Here is a 14,966-nt window from a genome sequence, read left to right on the forward strand (position 1 = left end):
TAGCATGAATTATAAAAAGCCAAGCAAAAATCATCGCATAATAGTAAACGTCAAGAAATGAAGCGGTTACAAATCCGCGACTATATTCCGAGGTGAACAAATTGAAGATAAGCAAGATCCAAATCAACCATATGACTGAGCCAGTGGGCTTCCAGCTGGCCAGCCCCCTCTGGATCTCCGCCGAATTGACCGGAGCCGCCGTTAACACTGTCAGCCGCCGCCTGGTCATCAAAGCCGCCGGCGAAAGCATCTACGACACGGGGATTGAAGAAGGCAGCAGCCTCATTTTCCAGGCTGACGTAGACTTACAGTCCCGCAGCCGCTACGAAGTTGAAATTTTCGCCAAGAGCGGCGAAGACGAAGCTTCCGCCTCCAGCTTTTTTGAAACTGGCTACATGGACGAAGACTTACTGGGCAAGTGGATCGGCGATCCGCAAAAGGACCGGCACGGGGTGATCTTCCACCGCCACTTTACCAGCCAAAACGTGCAACAAGCCCGTCTCTACATAACCGCCTTGGGCCTTTACGAGGTCTGGCTGGACGGGCAAAAATTAGGCGACGAATTCCTGGCCCCTGGCTTTACCGACTACAACTACTACTTGCAAAGAGCCGTTTACGATGCCAGCTCACTTTTAACAAAAGACGGCAGCCATGACCTGGAAATCATGGTAGCCGACGGCTGGTACCGGGGCAAGCTCGGCCTTAAGCAGCACGGCGGGATCGCCAACAACTACGGCGACCAGTTAATGGCGGTCTGTGACTTAAGAATGCTGGACGAAAACGGCCAGGAAGAAGTCATCACGACCGACGAAAGCTGGGACTTGCTTCAGTCCCCGGTACCGCACTCCGGCATCTACTACGGGGAGGACTTTGACCCGACCCTGCCTAAGCAAAAGCTGGGACAAGCAGCCTTGGTCAAGCCGGTCAGCCGCTACATCGTTGACCGGCTCAGCCTGCCAATTACCAAGCACGAAGTTTTCTCCGCCAAATTAATCAACACCCCAAGCGGGGACTGCGTCCTGGACTTTGGCCAGAACCTGGCCGGCTGGGTTGAATTCAAGAACCACCTGCCAAGAGGAGAAAAGGTTGAAATGCAGTTTGGCGAAATCCTGCAAAACGGGGAATTCTACCGGGACAACCTCCGCTCAGCCCGGGCCAGCTTTACTTACGTCAGCGACGGAGAGACCGGCTGGGTTCGTCCCCACTTCAGCTACTTTGGCTTCCGCTATGCCAAGCTGACCGGCTTTGGCCAGGTCGAGGCAAAGGACTTTAAAGCCGTGGCCCTTTACTCAGACATGGCGGAAAATGGCTGGTTGAAGAGCAGCCGGGCAGACGTCAACCGCCTCTTTGAAAACGTAAAATGGGGACAGAAGTCCAACTTCATCGATGTCCCGACCGACTGCCCGCAGCGCGATGAGCGCCTGGGCTGGACTGGGGACGCGGCTGTTTTTGCCAAGACGGCTGCCTACAACATGGACTGCTACGAATTTTTCAAAAAATTCAGCTACGACATGGCTGTTGAGCAAAGCCGCATGGCTGGCAAGCTCCCCCTCTACGTGCCAAGCGTCGGTGAAGAAGACGGGGGCAAGGCCGTCTGGAGCGACGCCAGCGTCATCATCCCTTGGCAGGCCTACAGCCGCAGCCAAGACCCGGCAATTTTAAAGCAAAACATCGGGGCCATGATGTCCTGGGTCGACTGGGTCCACGACCGGGCGATGGAAGCCGGAAGCGAATACCTCTGGCTGGGCGATGACCAGCTGGGTGACTGGCTGGCCCTGGATACTGAAGATATCATGCACTTAAAGGGCAAGACCGATGACGACTTGATCGCCAGCGCCTTTTACTACCATTCAGCCAGCCTGGTGGCCCAAAGCGCCCAGGTGCTGAACATGAAGCATGAGCAGCAGTACTACCGGCAGCTGGCCAAATTGATCAAACAGGCCTTCCTGGAAGAATTCTTCACCAAGTCCGGCCGGCCTTTAGCTGACACGCAGACTGGCTTAGCCATCTGCCTCAGCTTCGGCCTCTACCCTGACCAGGAAAAAGGCCGCTTAGTCCGCCGCTTAGTCGACATTATTGAAAAAAACCACAACCACTTAAGCACCGGCTTTGTCGGCACGCCGCTTTTATTGCCGGCCCTGTCCAGAAACGGGGAACACGCTTTAGCGGTCAGACTCTTTTTAAACAATGACTTCCCAAGCTGGCTCTACGAAGTTGAGCACGGGGCCACGACCATCTGGGAAAGATGGGATTCCGTGGATGCTGAGGGCCAGATCGCCCAAAACGGGATGAACTCCCTCAACCACTACTCAAGCGGGGCCGTTATGCAGTGGGCTTATGAAGACCTGCTGGGCTTAAAGCAAGACGGCAACCTAGTTACTTGGCAGCCGCGGATCAGTCCGGAATTTACAGAATTTGCCGGACAGATCGCCTTGCCAGCCGGGAGCCTTTCGGCGGGCTGGGAAATTATCAGTCCCAGCGAAGTCAAGCTGACCTTGACCGTGCCTTTTGGCGGAAAGGTCAAACTGGACCGGCCAGAAATACAAAAAATTTTTGGTCCTGGCAGCTACGAATTTACCATCAAGCCTAACCAGCCCTTAGTCAAAAGCTTCGACGTCCACACCCCGCTGAAGGACTACTGCCAAATCGCAAGCCTGGCTGCCCAGCTGCAAGAGCGGGTGCCTTTCTGGGGCTTCTTGACCGCGCCAGGCAACCTGGACCACTTCCAGGACTTCTCTTTATACCAGCTCAGCCAGGAGATGCGGGGCATCGGCTTCCAGCCTTTAAATAAAGACGAAATCAAGCAAATCAACCAATTATTCCAAAATTATTCTCTGCAAAAAGCAAGTGAGGTAGCAAAATGAAACGCTTTTTCTCAAAATTAGCCATTCTTCTCTTGAATGTCTTCGTGGTCGCTTCCGGCGCCACGGCCGCCACTGTTCCTTTGATGACCAAGTCCTTCAGCAATGTCAGCCCGACCATGATCGAGCTCTTGATGACGGTGCCGGCCTTGGGGATCATCATTTTTACGCCATTGAGCAACTTCATCGTTGACCGGATCGGGGTCAAGAAAGACATCCTGCTGGGCCTTTTGATTATCTTGATCTCCGGGGTTACGCCAGCCTTGACCACCAACTTCGCCTTGATCTTCATCTCTAGAATCGGGATCGGGGTCGGGACCGGGATGCTGGCCTCCTACGCTTTGGCCTTGATCATCGCCCTTTACCAGGGCCAGGAACAAGGGCAGATGATGGGTCTTTCCAGCGTCGTTCAAGGGCTGGGGATGTTCCTCATGACCTACTTTGCCGGCTCCTTGATGCGTTACGGCTGGCAGGCTTCTTACTGGGTTAACGCCTTCGCCCTCTTTGTCTTCCTGCTCGTCCTCTTCTTCATTCCTAGCAGCATTGACCAAAAGTTCGCGGCCAGTCAAAATTCCCAAAGCCAAGTCAAGACTGACAAGCACGTTGACGGCCCGGTCTGGCTTTTAGCTATCTTCATGTTCTGCTTCAACGCGACTTTCGCCTTCATCACCATCCGTTTTGCCAGCCTGGTTGTTGCTAAGGGCTACGGCTCTGTCCAAGACGCCAGCACCTTGCTGGGGATCATGTCCTTTGCCATGGCAGCCGGCGGCTTCATCTTCATGGCCTTGAAGGGCAATATCAAGCACTTCTCCATGGCGATCGCCCTGGCCTGCGGGACCCTGGCCTTTGTTATCCTGCCTTTGTCTAGCTCCTTGGTCCTCAGCGGCCTGGCTGTCGTTTTGGTCGGCATCGCCGTTTCCATGTCCATGGTTTCCATGGGTTCTTACGTGGGTGACTTCACCAGCCCTTCCCGGGTGCCATTCTCAACTTCCGTGGCTATGTCAGCCGCTAACATCGGGACTCTGGTTTCACCATACATCGCCCAGGCAGTAAGCAAAATTTTTGGCAGCAAGTCTCCGGCAACCACCTTCGTCTTTGGGGCCTTCGTCTTCGCCATCCTCTTGGTCGTAGCCATCTTGATCGGGATCAATTACGGCAAATTCAGCCAAGGGACAAAAGCAAAGAAAGCAGACAACACTAACAATCTGGAGGGACAAAATGCTTAGTCAAGCAGCAGAAAAAGCAATCGAATTTTCAAGAAAATATCTCAAGCCGGCCCAAAGAGAACCCTTTACGCCGGAAATGGTCCAAGGGGCCCGCAAGTCAGCTGATGAGGGCAACCCCTTCAGCTTCCCGGCTGGGGTGACTTTAGAAGAAGTGGCCAGTCCGGTTAAAGGAGAATTTTACCGGCTTGAGCAAAAGAAACTTAAAGACACGGTCCTCCTCTTTTTGCACGGGGGCGCCTACGCGACCGGGACAGTCAAGTCCCGCCGGGGCCTTGCGGTAAAACTGGGCCAACTGATCTCCTGCGACGTCTTCGCGGTTGACTATACCCAATACCCGGAAGGCCGGCATCCCGCCGCGCAAAACGACGTTGAAGCCGCCTACGCCTACTTAAGAGAGCGCTACAGCCATATCCTGGTCTTCGGTGAATCAGCCGGAGCTACCCTTGCCTTGACTTTGACCCTGTCTTTAAAAGAAAAAGGCGAAAAGCTGCCAGACAGGCTGGCCCTCTTTTCCCCGGTTATTTCTCAGCTCAGCATTTTGACCTCAGAATACTTAAACGATGACCGGGACCCGATGCTGGTTGGGGCCGGCGACCCGGTGCCGTATTTCACTGAACCGGCCAAGAAAGATCCCTTGATTTCACCGATCTACGGGGACTTCCAGGGCTTCCCGCCAATGATGATCAACTGCGGCAGCGAAGAGGTCAAGCTGGACCACTCCTTGATTCTGAACTACCTGGCCACCAAGGCCGGGGTTGACACGGCCTTGAAGGTCTGGCCGGGACTTTTCCACGTCTTTGTCCTCTTTGACATGCCGGAAAGCGACCAGGCGGTAAAACAGATCGCTGATTTTTTAAGAAAGGACTAGCATGACGACTTATCTTTGCTTAGACATCGGGGGCACCAAGTTAAAAAGCGCCCTGGCTGATGACCAAGGCAACTTGACTGACAAGCAGTCATCCTCTACGCCGGCAGTCGCGGAAGCTTTTACCGGCAAGATCCGGTCCCTGGTCAGCCAATACAGAAGCAGGATCAGCGGGATCGCCATCAGCACGCCGGGCACGGTTGATCCAGTGACCCAGCGCCTGCGCTTTGGAGGGATGCTTCCCTTCCTGGACGGGATTAATTTTGCCGACCTGCTCAGCGACTTCGGCCTGCCGGTTCATGTTGAAAACGACGGCAAGGCCGCGGCTTTAGCTGAAGTCTGGCAGGGCAGCTTGAAAGACACTGACACCGGCGCCGTTATCGTTTTGGGAACGGCAGTTGGCGGCGGGATCGTAATCGGTCACCAGCTTCACTATGGCCTGCACGCCCAGGCCGGGGAATTCAGCTTCATGATGACCCGGGATCCGGCGGCTGGCGATGAAAAAATGGTGGCCCACAACGGGTCAGCCGTGGGGATGGTTCAGGCCATGAACCAAGCAGCCGGGAATATCGACCTTTTGGACGGGCAGGCAGCTTTTGCCAGCGCGGCCAGCGGCAACCAGGCAGCTCTGACGGTTTTGGACCAATACAGCCTCAACCTGGCCCAGCTGATCTTGAACATCCAGACCATCATTGACGGCGACCGGGTGGCCATTGGCGGCGGCGTTTCCGCCCAGCCCCTCCTGCTTGACCGGATCCAGGCCGCTTATGACCGGCTGACCGCTAATCCCGCCATTATCGGCGAAACTTTAACCAAGCCAGAGATCGTGGCGGCTAAGTACCGCAATGACGCTAACTTGCTAGGAACCCTCTACGGGCTTTTGCGGCAAGAAGAGAGCAGTTTGGACTTAAAGGAGGCTGCTAATGAATTCTAAGAAAGCCATGCTTGTCGGCCGGATTGCCAGCATCATGTCAATTCTGATGTACGTCTCCTACATTCCACAGATCATCAACAACCTGCACGGCCAATATGGCAACCCCATGCAGCCGCTGGTTGCCTGCATCAACAGCTCCTTTTGGTGCAGCTACGCCCTTTTGCAGAAGTACAAGGACTGGCCGGTCTTTATCGCCAATGTCCCTGGCATTATCTTTGGCCTGATCACTTTTGTAACTTCCTTGCACTAATTCATACCTGTATAATTCTTTTTTTCCATCTTTATACGCAACCTTTTACAAAAAGCAAAAATTAGGTACAAAAAAACTCCCTCTAGCATTTGATCTGCCAGAGGGAGTTTTGCTCTCTGTTAAAAAATTTGCTACAAGTCCAGCAGGCCGTCTTCGTCAAGGATTTTTACCTGCTTGCCTGTCCTTTTCAGATAGCCCATTTTTTCGAGGAGTTTGAATTTGCGGGAGAGAGTTTCGGGAGTAGTTCCCAAGTAAAGGGCAATATCTTTCATCTTCATGGACAGCTGGACCTGGTCGCTTCCAGCCACTTTAGCCAAGTCGAGCAGGTAGCTGGCCAGCCTTTCTTCGACCCGCTCCATGGCCAGGAACTGGGTCTGTCTTTCCGTGGCCAGCAGCTTCTGAGTATTGAGTTCCAGCAGCTTGAGGGAGAGCTGGGGATTTTCCAGGAGGACCCGGTTGAAGTCGGCCTTGCTCAAGCTGCAGATTTCCGTATTCTCCATGGCCTGGCCGAAGAAGCTGTCGTTTTCCAGGCCAAAAAGCTGCTTTTCCCCTTCATAGTCACCCGGCTGGGCAACCCGGAGCAACTGCTCGCGGCCGCTGGCAGACAGCTGGTAAACCTTCATGTTTCCCCGGGCCACGATCTGCAGCTTTTCATCCCCTGGCTGAAAAATCGTCTCACCTTTTTGATAGCGCCGGTGACTGGCCAGGGAATTGATCTTAAGCTGGTCTTTTTCTGGCAGGTCCGCGAATAAGGGAACCAGGCTGACACATATATGCTGCATTTTGCTCTCCTCTGCTGGTAAAAATTAGCCCTGGACCAAGTGGTCGAATTCTTCCAGGGTCTGGTAGGTCTTAGTCATCGCCCCGCAGGCGTCGGCCGGAATGGCGTAATCCGCGGTCAAGGACCGCAGCTTGCTGAAGTCGGCAGTTAAGTCTTCCTGGCCGGCTTTCACCTTCTTTTGAATGTCTTCGTAAACCTTGCGGACTTCAAAGACTTCCGGGTGGTGGGCGCCGTGGGCCTTGGTAATTGCCTGTGTATATAAGTCTAACATTTCATCGTTCTTGGTAAAAAATTCCTTGATCATTATTTTTCTCCTTTTTTCTTGATCAGTCGTTTTCTTGTTTTTGCTTTTGCTCTTTTTAACTTTGTTTTTGCTTTTTTCTCTTATTTAGCGCTGGCCTTCAAGACCTCATAGCCGATGTTTTTGACGGCTTGAGTGATCGTGTCCAAATTGGTTTTGTCCGGGTCGAAGTTGGCCTTGGCCTTGCTCGCGTTGAAGAGGACCTTGACGCTGGTCTTTTCAACCCCGTCGACACTGGCGATGGCCCCCGCGATCTTCTGCATGCAGGTCGGGCAGGCTAAAGTTTCGAGTTGTAAAATTGCTTTTTGCATGATTCCTTGTCCTTTCTTTTTCCTATTGGATACTTTCGATGCCCTTAGTATACGGGCCTTCTGCTTGAGAAAAATTGTTTTCTATCAACTTTCGCGATTTTTGTAATTTTGACTGGTAGGCCAGAAGACGCATGGCGTTTAAGATTACAACCAGGATGCTGCCTTCGTGGACAAACATCCCGATGGCCATGTTCATCCATGAGCTGGCTAACACGCTGACCAGCAGGACGGCGACGACAGCCAGGGCGATAGTGATGTTCTCAATCATGTTCCGCCGGGTGGCCTTAGCCAGGGCCAGGGCCCGCGGAATCCGGTCAAAGCTGCCGTTCATGAGGACCACGTTTGAAGTCTCAATTGCCACGTCAGTCCCGCTGCCCATGGCAATCCCGATGTCTGCCCGGGCCAGTGACGGACTGTCGTTGATCCCGTCGCCGACAAAGGCCACGATTTCACCGGCTGCCTGCCGCTTTTTGACAAATTCCGCCTTGTCTTCTGGCAAAAGCTGACCATATGCCTCAGTGAGGCCCAGTTCTTCCGCTACCAGGTCAACCGTCTTCTGGTTGTCACCGGACAAGAGGAGCAGGTTCTTGACGCCCAGCTTCTTTAAAGCAGCCAGGTCTTCCTTGACCCCGGCCCGGATCTCGTCCTTTAAGCCTAAAGCAAGTTCCAGCTGCCCGTTTACGGCCACCAGAACCAGGGAATTACCAGCACTTGCCAGCTCTTCCATGTCCTTTTCCATTTCTTTTGTAACTGGGACATGGTACTGGTCAAGCAGGTAGCGGTTGCCGACCAGGACCTGCTGGCCAGCTACTTGAGCAACGATCCCGCCGCCCTGGAGGACCTGGGAATCTTCAACTTCTTTAGCTTCCAGGTCTTCATAGTAGCCAGTGATAGCTTTCGCCAAAGGGTGGGAAGATTCTTTTTCCACACTGACCAAAAGCTGTTCAGCCAGCTGGCCCTGGCCGTACTTTTTCACCTGGCTGACCCGGGGGTCACCGTAAGTCAAGGTCCCGGTCTTGTCGAACATGATCGTGTCGACCTTGCTGAACTTGGTGATGACTTCACTGCCTTTAAAAAGGATCCCCTGCTTGGCCCCATTGCCGATTCCGGCCACGTTGGAAACCGGAACCCCGATGACCAAGGCACCTGGGCAGCCGAGAACCAGGATGGTTACGGCCAGTTCCAGGTCTTGGCTGATGAGGCCAACAATAATGGCCAGGAGCAGGACGACTGGGGTGTAGTACTTAGAGAAGCGGTCAATTAGACGCTCAGCCTGGGACTTGGAGTCCTGGGCTTCTTCGACCAGTTCGATGATCTTGCCAAAAGTCGTTTCATCCCCGACTTTTTCCGCCTTGATCCGGATGGTCCCGTTTTCCAAAATAGTACCGGCATAGACCGGGTCGCCAGGCTTTTTGCCTAAAGGCATAGATTCACCGGTGATGCTGGCTTCGTTGGCCGTCCCGAAGCCGGCGACGACTTCCCCGTCAACCGGGATCTTGCCGCCGGTCTTGACCAAAAGGATGTCCCCTTCGTCCAAGTCATCTAAGTCAACTTCTTCAAAGTCGCCGTCCGCCGTCTGCCGAAGGGCGGTTTCCGGCACCATCTCCACCAGTTCCTTGATGGCTGACCGGGTCTTGGCCAGGGTCTTTTGTTCAAGGTAAGCCCCAAACAAGAAGAGGAAGGCCACGATGGCGGATTCTTCGAATTCCTGGATGACGAAGGCGCCTAAGATGGCCAGGGTCACCAGCAAGTCGATACTGATGACTTTGACCTTTAAGGCCTGCCAAGCCTCTATGGCGATCGGGAAGCCGCCGATGAGGGAGGCGGCCAGGAGCAGGCCGGACTCTGCTGTTTCACTTTTAAATAACCATTTAGCGGCGAAGGCCAGGACGATTAAGATGCCCGTTGCGGCCGTCAGCCGGTTGCGATTTTTCATTAACCATTTTTGCATTGATCTTTCGACCTCCTTGCTTTGATGCTTTTAATATACCGGGAAAGCAGAATTCCCCAATTGATTTCTATCAAGATCTGGATTTTTACAAATTTTTTTACGAAAAAAGCCATCCAGGGGAATTTGATCCTCTGAATGGCTTAGTTTTAGTCGACGCGGTTTATTTTACAAGCCGCAATTGAAAGAGTGACGTGTTGGTCGTAATGGTCGTTGAAGACTTCCTTGAACTTGGCTTCCAGCTTGGCTAAGTCAACGTCTTTTTCATAGCTGTAATAGCCTTTCGTCCAACTAGCTCTTTTTTTCGTCCAATTTTGCCCGATTTTGGACGAAAGAGCAAATAATTGGACTAAAAAAGTCCCTTCACGCTTAGACATGAAGGGACGTTACTTCCTAATGCTGCTGTAGCCATAATAATTCTTCCGATGTGCTTCATTCCATAAAATTATAACGCCCTATCGTTTATTACATTATTAACTGAGAGCAAATCATATCTTTTTACTATCAATTTAATTTGACTACCAATTTTTACATCTGTGGTGGCTGGCAAATAAAAGTTATCACCGTCTGAATTTGCTACCCTAAATAAGTTCATCTTACCAACCTTTTCCCGAGATAAAACATAAAATTTTTTTCCAGAATGATTTACTTCGTATAGTATGCCTATCTTACAATCATAGATCTCTTGCTCTTTCACAAAAGAGAATTGATCATTTCCAATTAAATCCGAATCATCAAATACTGTATATTGCTGTTTGGATTTTTGACTTTCAACCATGATATCTCGCGTAAATTCATATTCTTTTATTGCGATTACCTTATACATCCATATTTTCCTTCCTCATATAGATAAATTTTTTCATCGTCATTACATTCCCCAAAAATACTTCTATGAGATAGTTTACGCTTTTCTTGATAACTCTGGTATATTAAGGGTATTCAAAAAGCAAAACATCTAACTTGGGAGAAAATAGAATGAAGCCAAACAAAGATCACGTAGAAGAAGATAAGCCTTTCACTTGGGAAAGTTTTATGTTATCTGAATCATGGAACGAATTTCCGGAAAGAAAGGACGATCCACCTTTAACAATGGATTTTCTTTTCTGGTATCACAGTATTAGATATATCATTACCGCCGCCTACGGTGACGGTGGCTACATGATTGCCGAAGAACTCAGCGGAAAAGTCATAATTCAAAATAAGAATTTCCGTAAGTTGGTAGAAGACGTTCCCTTGTTTGAAGGTAAAACTTTCAAGGAACTTTTGCCCGATTTAGACGTAGAATATTAGCTCATCAACCAAAAAAAGCATCCCTGGCAGTGAAAGGACTTTGTTAATTGGCCATAAGCTATTCCTTAGTCAGCACGGTCATGCATTCAACGTGCGGGGTCTGTGGTAACTGGTCCACGTGTTTTTCTACCTATAACACAGTGGGCAGGAGGGAGGCCATCGTCTCGACCTGCTCTGCTCAGCCGATTTATGATCAAGGTCCAGGCCCAGTATGCCGTTAACTTGGTCGCTTATCTTGGTCGGTCACCGATCAAGTTGCTTTCTCCTGTACCTCTGAATACTCAGCGACAAGGACGGTTTCCTCCGGCAGATGCAGAAGAACATCGCAAAAACGATAATGGATGCCGACACGATGAGCCCGGAAAGTATCCAGGCCAGGCTCGACGAGCTGCAGAAGGAGCTCATCCGAAAGGCCAACAGCAAGCAGAACTACGATGCCATCGCCGATGAACTCTTTACGTTGCGCGAGCAGAAATCACAGTACGAGGCAGACACCGGAAGCCGCGAGAAGACCCGGAAGCGCGTCGCCGAGCTGCAGGACTTCATCGGAAGTCAGCAATCCGAAATCACCGAATTCGACGAAAGCCTCGTTCGAAAGCTGATCCAGCAGATCACCATTCACGATTACCGCTTCACCGTGGAATTGAAGTCCGGCATCACAATCGACATCAGAGCATAAAAAGGCTCCTCGCCGCCGACACATTTGCCGGAAGCGAGGAGCCTTGGTCTGTCTTTTTTCTTATTGTTCTTGTGCCTTGATACGCTTAGTTTTTCGGTATCGAAAATAAAATATCCCCATTAAGATCACATTCAAAATCGTCACTACGATACTTGCTTCTATCTTGTACGCACCTCCTGACAGCATTTTGTTTGCAGAAGCTGTCATGGTCAAAATACTTGGATAATCATCGGCCAGACTAACCCCTCGGATGATTTGATGTTCCCGTTTCTGACGTTGAGGCAAAAAAGGCGCAGAGAACCAGGACGGACCATTCCGCTGATCGTCTCGGAATGCTCCACCTCTGTAAAGTAATCATCGAATGTCTTGTCCTTTACAGTTTTGGATCACTCCACGCTTGATGCCTCCCCTTATCTGCGTCTGTTTACTTTTTAGAATCGATGTCCCTCTTTTCTCTATATGTAGCTTTATCCTCGGCTACCATCATTCCGCTCGTGGATGATTCCGTCTGGTAACGATGGCTTGTAAAATTGCCACTTATGTCCTTCGAAGAATCCAAATCGTCTGGTGCTTCATACGGTTTCCCTTCCTTGTTGTACGTCAGGTTGAATACCATATTCGTAAGCCACTTCTTGAATGACGAATTGTCCTGAAACTGCTTAAAGAGCTCCATGTTGTCCGCCATGATGGAGAAAATGACATTCTGCAGGGCGTTCTCGCTTTCTGTTCGGGCTTCCTGCTCATCAGAATTCTTCATGGCATTCTGGTATTTCTTGTCACGAGAAACCATCGCCGGAATCCGGAGGATTTGGCGCTGTACGTTATCAGCGTCATTCCACTGAATATTTCCGAACGTATCGTTGAAATCCATGATGATCTCGGAAAGCGGATCAAGTTCCGGCTCGACGATATGGCCGACCTTTCCGGCAGGGACCGGAGCAATTTCGGCGTCCTCGTCCTCCAGTTTTATAGCCACGGCCTCCTGTGCTTCATTCCGATAACTGTCCAGATCGATCGTAGACAAAATGCCCTCTGACAAATCATCCTCACGAGGTGACGGAAGTTTCGGTATTAGCAGATTCAGGAAGATCGACAACTTTTCCCAGTCCACATTCCCATAAGGAAGAATGGAGCCAAGGAAACCATATGTACGGACAAATGACTTCGCTGCGCTCTTGAACTTGATCTGATCGTCCGTTTCGAGTTCGTTGTAGGTAGCCACGCACGGATCAAGCAGCGGATCAAGCCTGTCTCTCTCAGCTCCGCCAAGGAACAAATCAACTACGTGCTCTACATCATCGTTGTCATACACCTGATAGCTCTCCATGAGCGTGATCAGGTCGTAAAGCTTGTTCGGATCAGTCTCTCCAGACAGTATCGTTGTCCTGTAGAACTTAGAGAAGGCGTCCTGAATCGTCGATGTCTTGTTTGCAAAGTCCAGCACATAGACTTCGTCCTTTCCGGGAGCCGCGCGGTTCAGACGGGAAAGTGTCTGCACTGCCGCAATATCATAAAGTGGCTTATCCACATACATGGTCTGCAGCAACGGCTCATCAAATCCGGTCTGGAACATGTCGGCAACTACCAGAAGACGATACGGATCTTTCTTGAACTCCTTCGGGATCTTGGCGTCTGGGAACCCGTTCAGTTCTGCTGATGTCAGGGCAGGTTCCTGTCCGTTGTATTTGCACTCGCCGGAGAAAGCGATAATCGCCTTGTACGGACTATGTCTGTCTGCAAGGCACTTGTTGATTGCATAGTAGGTCTCGATGCAGCGTGGGATGCTCGCGGTCACTACCATTGCGCGGGACTTTCCGTTCAGCTTCTTCTTAGCGATAATCTGCTCATGGAAGTGATCCACCATCATGGCTGCTTTCTTGGCGATAACATCCGGATTCCCCTCTACAAAGGAACGCATTTTTTTCTGGGCGCGCTTCTTGTCGAACATCGGATCGTCCTCGACCTTCTTGGCAATCTTGTACCAGCTGTCGATCGTCGTATAGTTCTTCAAGACGTCAAGAATGAAGCCTTCCTGAATAGCCTGCTTCATCGTGTAGACATGGAAAGGCCTGTGCTTGATTTCACCATCCTCTTCATATGGCGTTCCGAAAATCTCCTCGGTCTTGTTCTTTGGAGTCGCGGTGAACGCAAAATAGCTTGCGGTCTTTACGAGCTTCCGGCCCTCGACAATCGCATTGATCTTGTCTTCATTGTCCATTTCGTTGTCTGAAGCCATGCCGGAAAGCGCCAGATTCATATTCGCGGAATTGCGCCCACTCTGGCCTGAGTGGGCCTCATCGATGATAATGGCAAAATGATTATTGATATGTTCCTGACCGATCTCCTGCGAGATGTACGGGAACTTCTCAACCGTGGTTATAATGATCCGCTTGCCATCCTGGATTGCCTTCTTCAGGTCTCTGGAATGCTGCGCCCAAACGACCGTGTTTTTCACCTGCATGAACTGCTTGATGGTATCGCGGATCTGCTTATCCAGAATCCTGCGGTCGGTGACGACGATAACGGAATCGATCATCGGATGGCCATCTTGCTCAAGGCCGATCAGCTGGTGAGCAAGCCATGCGATAGAATTCGACTTTCCTGAGCCTGCACTGTGCTGGATGAGATAGCGCTTTCCAACACCGTTTTCTTTCACATCTGCGAGCAGCTTTTCAACGCAGTCTAATTGGTGATAACGCGGCCAAATCTGTTTAACCGATTTTTTCTTAGTATCTGGATCGACATCAACGACGACCTGAGAGTAATTCTCAATAATGCGGGAGAGCTTCCACTTCGTCAGAATGTCCTTCCACAGATAGTCTGTCATGATGCCGTCCGGATTCGGCGGATTGCCCGCGCCATCGTTATAGCCCTTGTTGAATGGCAGGAACCAGCTGTCTTTACCAGCAAGCTTCGTGCAAAACATGACGGTCTGGTCGTCTACCGCGAAATGCACCATGCACCGTTTGAACGAGAACAGCGGTTCCCGCGGATCGCGATCTTCCTTATACTGCTCAACGGCATCTGCTGTCGACTGACCAGTGAAATGATTCTTGAGCTCAATCGTGACGACCGGAAGACCATTGATGAATAGGCAAAGGTCGAGTGCGAGCTTTGAAGCGTCGATGGAATAGCGAAGCTGCCGTGTCACACTGAAGATATTCTTTTCAAACATCTGCTTCGACTTCTCGTTGTTTTCCGTCGGCGTAAAGTAGAACATGATGAGATCAGCCGGGTATTCCTTCACGCCGTTTCGCAGAACATCAATAATGCCGCGCTTGGCAATCTCTCCGGAGAGGCGGTTTAGAAAATGCCGCTTTTTCTGTTCGCTGTTATTTACACCAAGCTTTGCCATTTCCCTCGGCTGCGTATCATTCAGGAACCGGAAGAGGCGGGTTTCGTCTACGGTGTATTCCTTGTTGTAATCATCATTCGTTCCCTGCTCGTAGCCATTCTGCTCCACGAGCCAGTTCACGATTATCGTCTCAAAGCCCTTCTCGGTTTTATCCGTAAAAGCCAT

14 protein-coding genes are annotated in these 14,966 nt (G+C 51.0%); 7 read left to right on the plus strand and 7 right to left on the minus strand.

Going from position 1 to position 14,966, the window contains the following annotated elements; genetic code table 11:
- The first annotated feature begins 101 nt into the window (after positions 1 to 101).
- The 5 genes from OCH80_RS02750 to OCH80_RS02770 are packed head-to-tail and all read left to right on the plus strand — an operon-like array spanning position 102 to position 6,136.
- Complete coding sequence (locus OCH80_RS02750) at positions 102 to 2,864, plus strand: family 78 glycoside hydrolase catalytic domain (protein ID WP_404537709.1); 2,763 nt, start codon at positions 102 to 104, stop codon at positions 2,862 to 2,864.
- Complete coding sequence (locus OCH80_RS02755) at positions 2,861 to 4,087, plus strand: MFS transporter (RefSeq protein WP_404537711.1); 1,227 nt, start codon at positions 2,861 to 2,863, stop codon at positions 4,085 to 4,087. Before OCH80_RS02750 ends, OCH80_RS02755 begins: the two co-directional genes overlap by 4 nt.
- Positions 4,080 to 4,955 carry an alpha/beta hydrolase gene (locus OCH80_RS02760; RefSeq protein ID WP_404537713.1) on the plus strand — a complete coding sequence of 292 codons (876 nt, stop codon included), beginning with the start codon at positions 4,080 to 4,082 and terminating at the stop codon, positions 4,953 to 4,955. The genes OCH80_RS02755 and OCH80_RS02760 overlap by 8 nt, the downstream gene beginning before the upstream one ends.
- A gap of 1 nt (position 4,956) precedes the next feature.
- Positions 4,957 to 5,886: an ROK family protein gene (locus OCH80_RS02765; protein WP_404537715.1), complete on the plus strand. Its 930-nt coding sequence runs from the start codon at positions 4,957 to 4,959 to the stop codon at positions 5,884 to 5,886.
- Positions 5,876 to 6,136 carry a SemiSWEET family transporter gene (locus OCH80_RS02770; RefSeq protein ID WP_404537717.1) on the plus strand — a complete coding sequence of 87 codons (261 nt, stop codon included), beginning with the start codon at positions 5,876 to 5,878 and terminating at the stop codon, positions 6,134 to 6,136. Before OCH80_RS02765 ends, OCH80_RS02770 begins: the two co-directional genes overlap by 11 nt.
- A gap of 131 nt (positions 6,137 to 6,267) precedes the next feature.
- On the opposite strand, the gene OCH80_RS02775 is transcribed toward OCH80_RS02770, so the two are convergent.
- The 6 genes from OCH80_RS02775 to OCH80_RS02800 form a co-directional block, all read right to left on the minus strand.
- The gene (locus OCH80_RS02775) at positions 6,268 to 6,918 is read right to left on the minus strand and encodes a Crp/Fnr family transcriptional regulator (protein ID WP_404537719.1); all 651 of its coding nucleotides are present in this window, start codon (positions 6,916 to 6,918) and stop codon (positions 6,268 to 6,270) included.
- 24 nt (positions 6,919 to 6,942) lie between these two features.
- On the minus strand, positions 6,943 to 7,221 hold the full coding sequence (locus OCH80_RS02780) for an iron-sulfur cluster repair di-iron protein, ric (protein ID WP_236158650.1): 279 nt from the start codon (positions 7,219 to 7,221) through the stop codon (positions 6,943 to 6,945).
- 80 nt (positions 7,222 to 7,301) lie between these two features.
- Positions 7,302 to 7,529, minus strand: a complete 228-nt coding sequence (locus tag OCH80_RS02785) for a heavy-metal-associated domain-containing protein (RefSeq protein WP_404537721.1) — start codon at positions 7,527 to 7,529, stop codon at positions 7,302 to 7,304.
- A gap of 22 nt (positions 7,530 to 7,551) precedes the next feature.
- Complete coding sequence (locus OCH80_RS02790) at positions 7,552 to 9,480, minus strand: heavy metal translocating P-type ATPase (protein WP_404537723.1); 1,929 nt, start codon at positions 9,478 to 9,480, stop codon at positions 7,552 to 7,554.
- Positions 9,481 to 9,626: 146 nt separating this feature from the next.
- A complete protein-coding gene (locus OCH80_RS02795; protein WP_404537725.1) occupies positions 9,627 to 9,854 on the minus strand; it encodes a hypothetical protein in 228 nt (75 codons plus the stop codon).
- Between the two features lie 68 nt (positions 9,855 to 9,922).
- Complete coding sequence (locus tag OCH80_RS02800; RefSeq protein ID WP_154546916.1) at positions 9,923 to 10,303, minus strand: hypothetical protein; 381 nt, start codon at positions 10,301 to 10,303, stop codon at positions 9,923 to 9,925.
- 149 nt (positions 10,304 to 10,452) lie between these two features.
- Here OCH80_RS02800 and OCH80_RS02805 point away from each other — a divergent pair, with 149 nt between their 5' ends.
- Together OCH80_RS02805 and OCH80_RS02810 are read left to right on the plus strand one after the other, a co-directional pair.
- Positions 10,453 to 10,767, plus strand: coding sequence for a hypothetical protein (locus OCH80_RS02805; RefSeq protein ID WP_206987667.1), 315 nt, complete (start codon positions 10,453 to 10,455; stop codon positions 10,765 to 10,767).
- 310 nt (positions 10,768 to 11,077) lie between these two features.
- A complete protein-coding gene (locus tag OCH80_RS02810) occupies positions 11,078 to 11,446 on the plus strand; it encodes a hypothetical protein (RefSeq protein WP_404537727.1) in 369 nt (122 codons plus the stop codon).
- Between the two features lie 424 nt (positions 11,447 to 11,870).
- On the opposite strand, the gene OCH80_RS02815 is transcribed toward OCH80_RS02810, so the two are convergent.
- The gene (locus tag OCH80_RS02815; RefSeq protein ID WP_404537729.1) at positions 11,871 to 14,966 is read right to left on the minus strand and encodes a type I restriction endonuclease subunit R; all 3,096 of its coding nucleotides are present in this window, start codon (positions 14,964 to 14,966) and stop codon (positions 11,871 to 11,873) included.

Source organism: Lactobacillus sp. 23-2, assembly GCF_044902225.1.
Taxonomy (GTDB): domain Bacteria; phylum Bacillota; class Bacilli; order Lactobacillales; family Lactobacillaceae; genus Lactobacillus; species Lactobacillus absianus.

What these genes read in the sequence shown, in the direction of transcription:
- OCH80_RS02795 (WP_404537725.1), bottom strand. Translation starts at nt 9,854, where the DNA reads ATGTCTAAGCGTGAAGGGACTTTTTTAGTCCAATTATTTGCTCTTTCG.
- OCH80_RS02760 (WP_404537713.1), top strand. Translation starts at nt 4,080, where the DNA reads ATGCTTAGTCAAGCAGCAGAAAAAGCAATCGAATTTTCAAGAAAATAT.
- OCH80_RS02780 (WP_236158650.1), bottom strand. Translation starts at nt 7,221, where the DNA reads ATGATCAAGGAATTTTTTACCAAGAACGATGAAATGTTAGACTTATAT.
- OCH80_RS02775 (WP_404537719.1), bottom strand. Translation starts at nt 6,918, where the DNA reads ATGCAGCATATATGTGTCAGCCTGGTTCCCTTATTCGCGGACCTGCCA.
- OCH80_RS02770 (WP_404537717.1), top strand. Translation starts at nt 5,876, where the DNA reads ATGAATTCTAAGAAAGCCATGCTTGTCGGCCGGATTGCCAGCATCATG.
- OCH80_RS02785 (WP_404537721.1), bottom strand. Translation starts at nt 7,529, where the DNA reads ATGCAAAAAGCAATTTTACAACTCGAAACTTTAGCCTGCCCGACCTGC.
- OCH80_RS02815 (WP_404537729.1), bottom strand. Translation starts at nt 14,966, where the DNA reads ATGGCTTTTACGGATAAAACCGAGAAGGGCTTTGAGACGATAATCGTG.
- OCH80_RS02765 (WP_404537715.1), top strand. Translation starts at nt 4,957, where the DNA reads ATGACGACTTATCTTTGCTTAGACATCGGGGGCACCAAGTTAAAAAGC.
- OCH80_RS02810 (WP_404537727.1), top strand. Translation starts at nt 11,078, where the DNA reads ATGCAGAAGAACATCGCAAAAACGATAATGGATGCCGACACGATGAGC.
- OCH80_RS02790 (WP_404537723.1), bottom strand. Translation starts at nt 9,480, where the DNA reads ATGCAAAAATGGTTAATGAAAAATCGCAACCGGCTGACGGCCGCAACG.
- OCH80_RS02755 (WP_404537711.1), top strand. Translation starts at nt 2,861, where the DNA reads ATGAAACGCTTTTTCTCAAAATTAGCCATTCTTCTCTTGAATGTCTTC.
- OCH80_RS02800 (WP_154546916.1), bottom strand. Translation starts at nt 10,303, where the DNA reads ATGTATAAGGTAATCGCAATAAAAGAATATGAATTTACGCGAGATATC.
- OCH80_RS02805 (WP_206987667.1), top strand. Translation starts at nt 10,453, where the DNA reads ATGAAGCCAAACAAAGATCACGTAGAAGAAGATAAGCCTTTCACTTGG.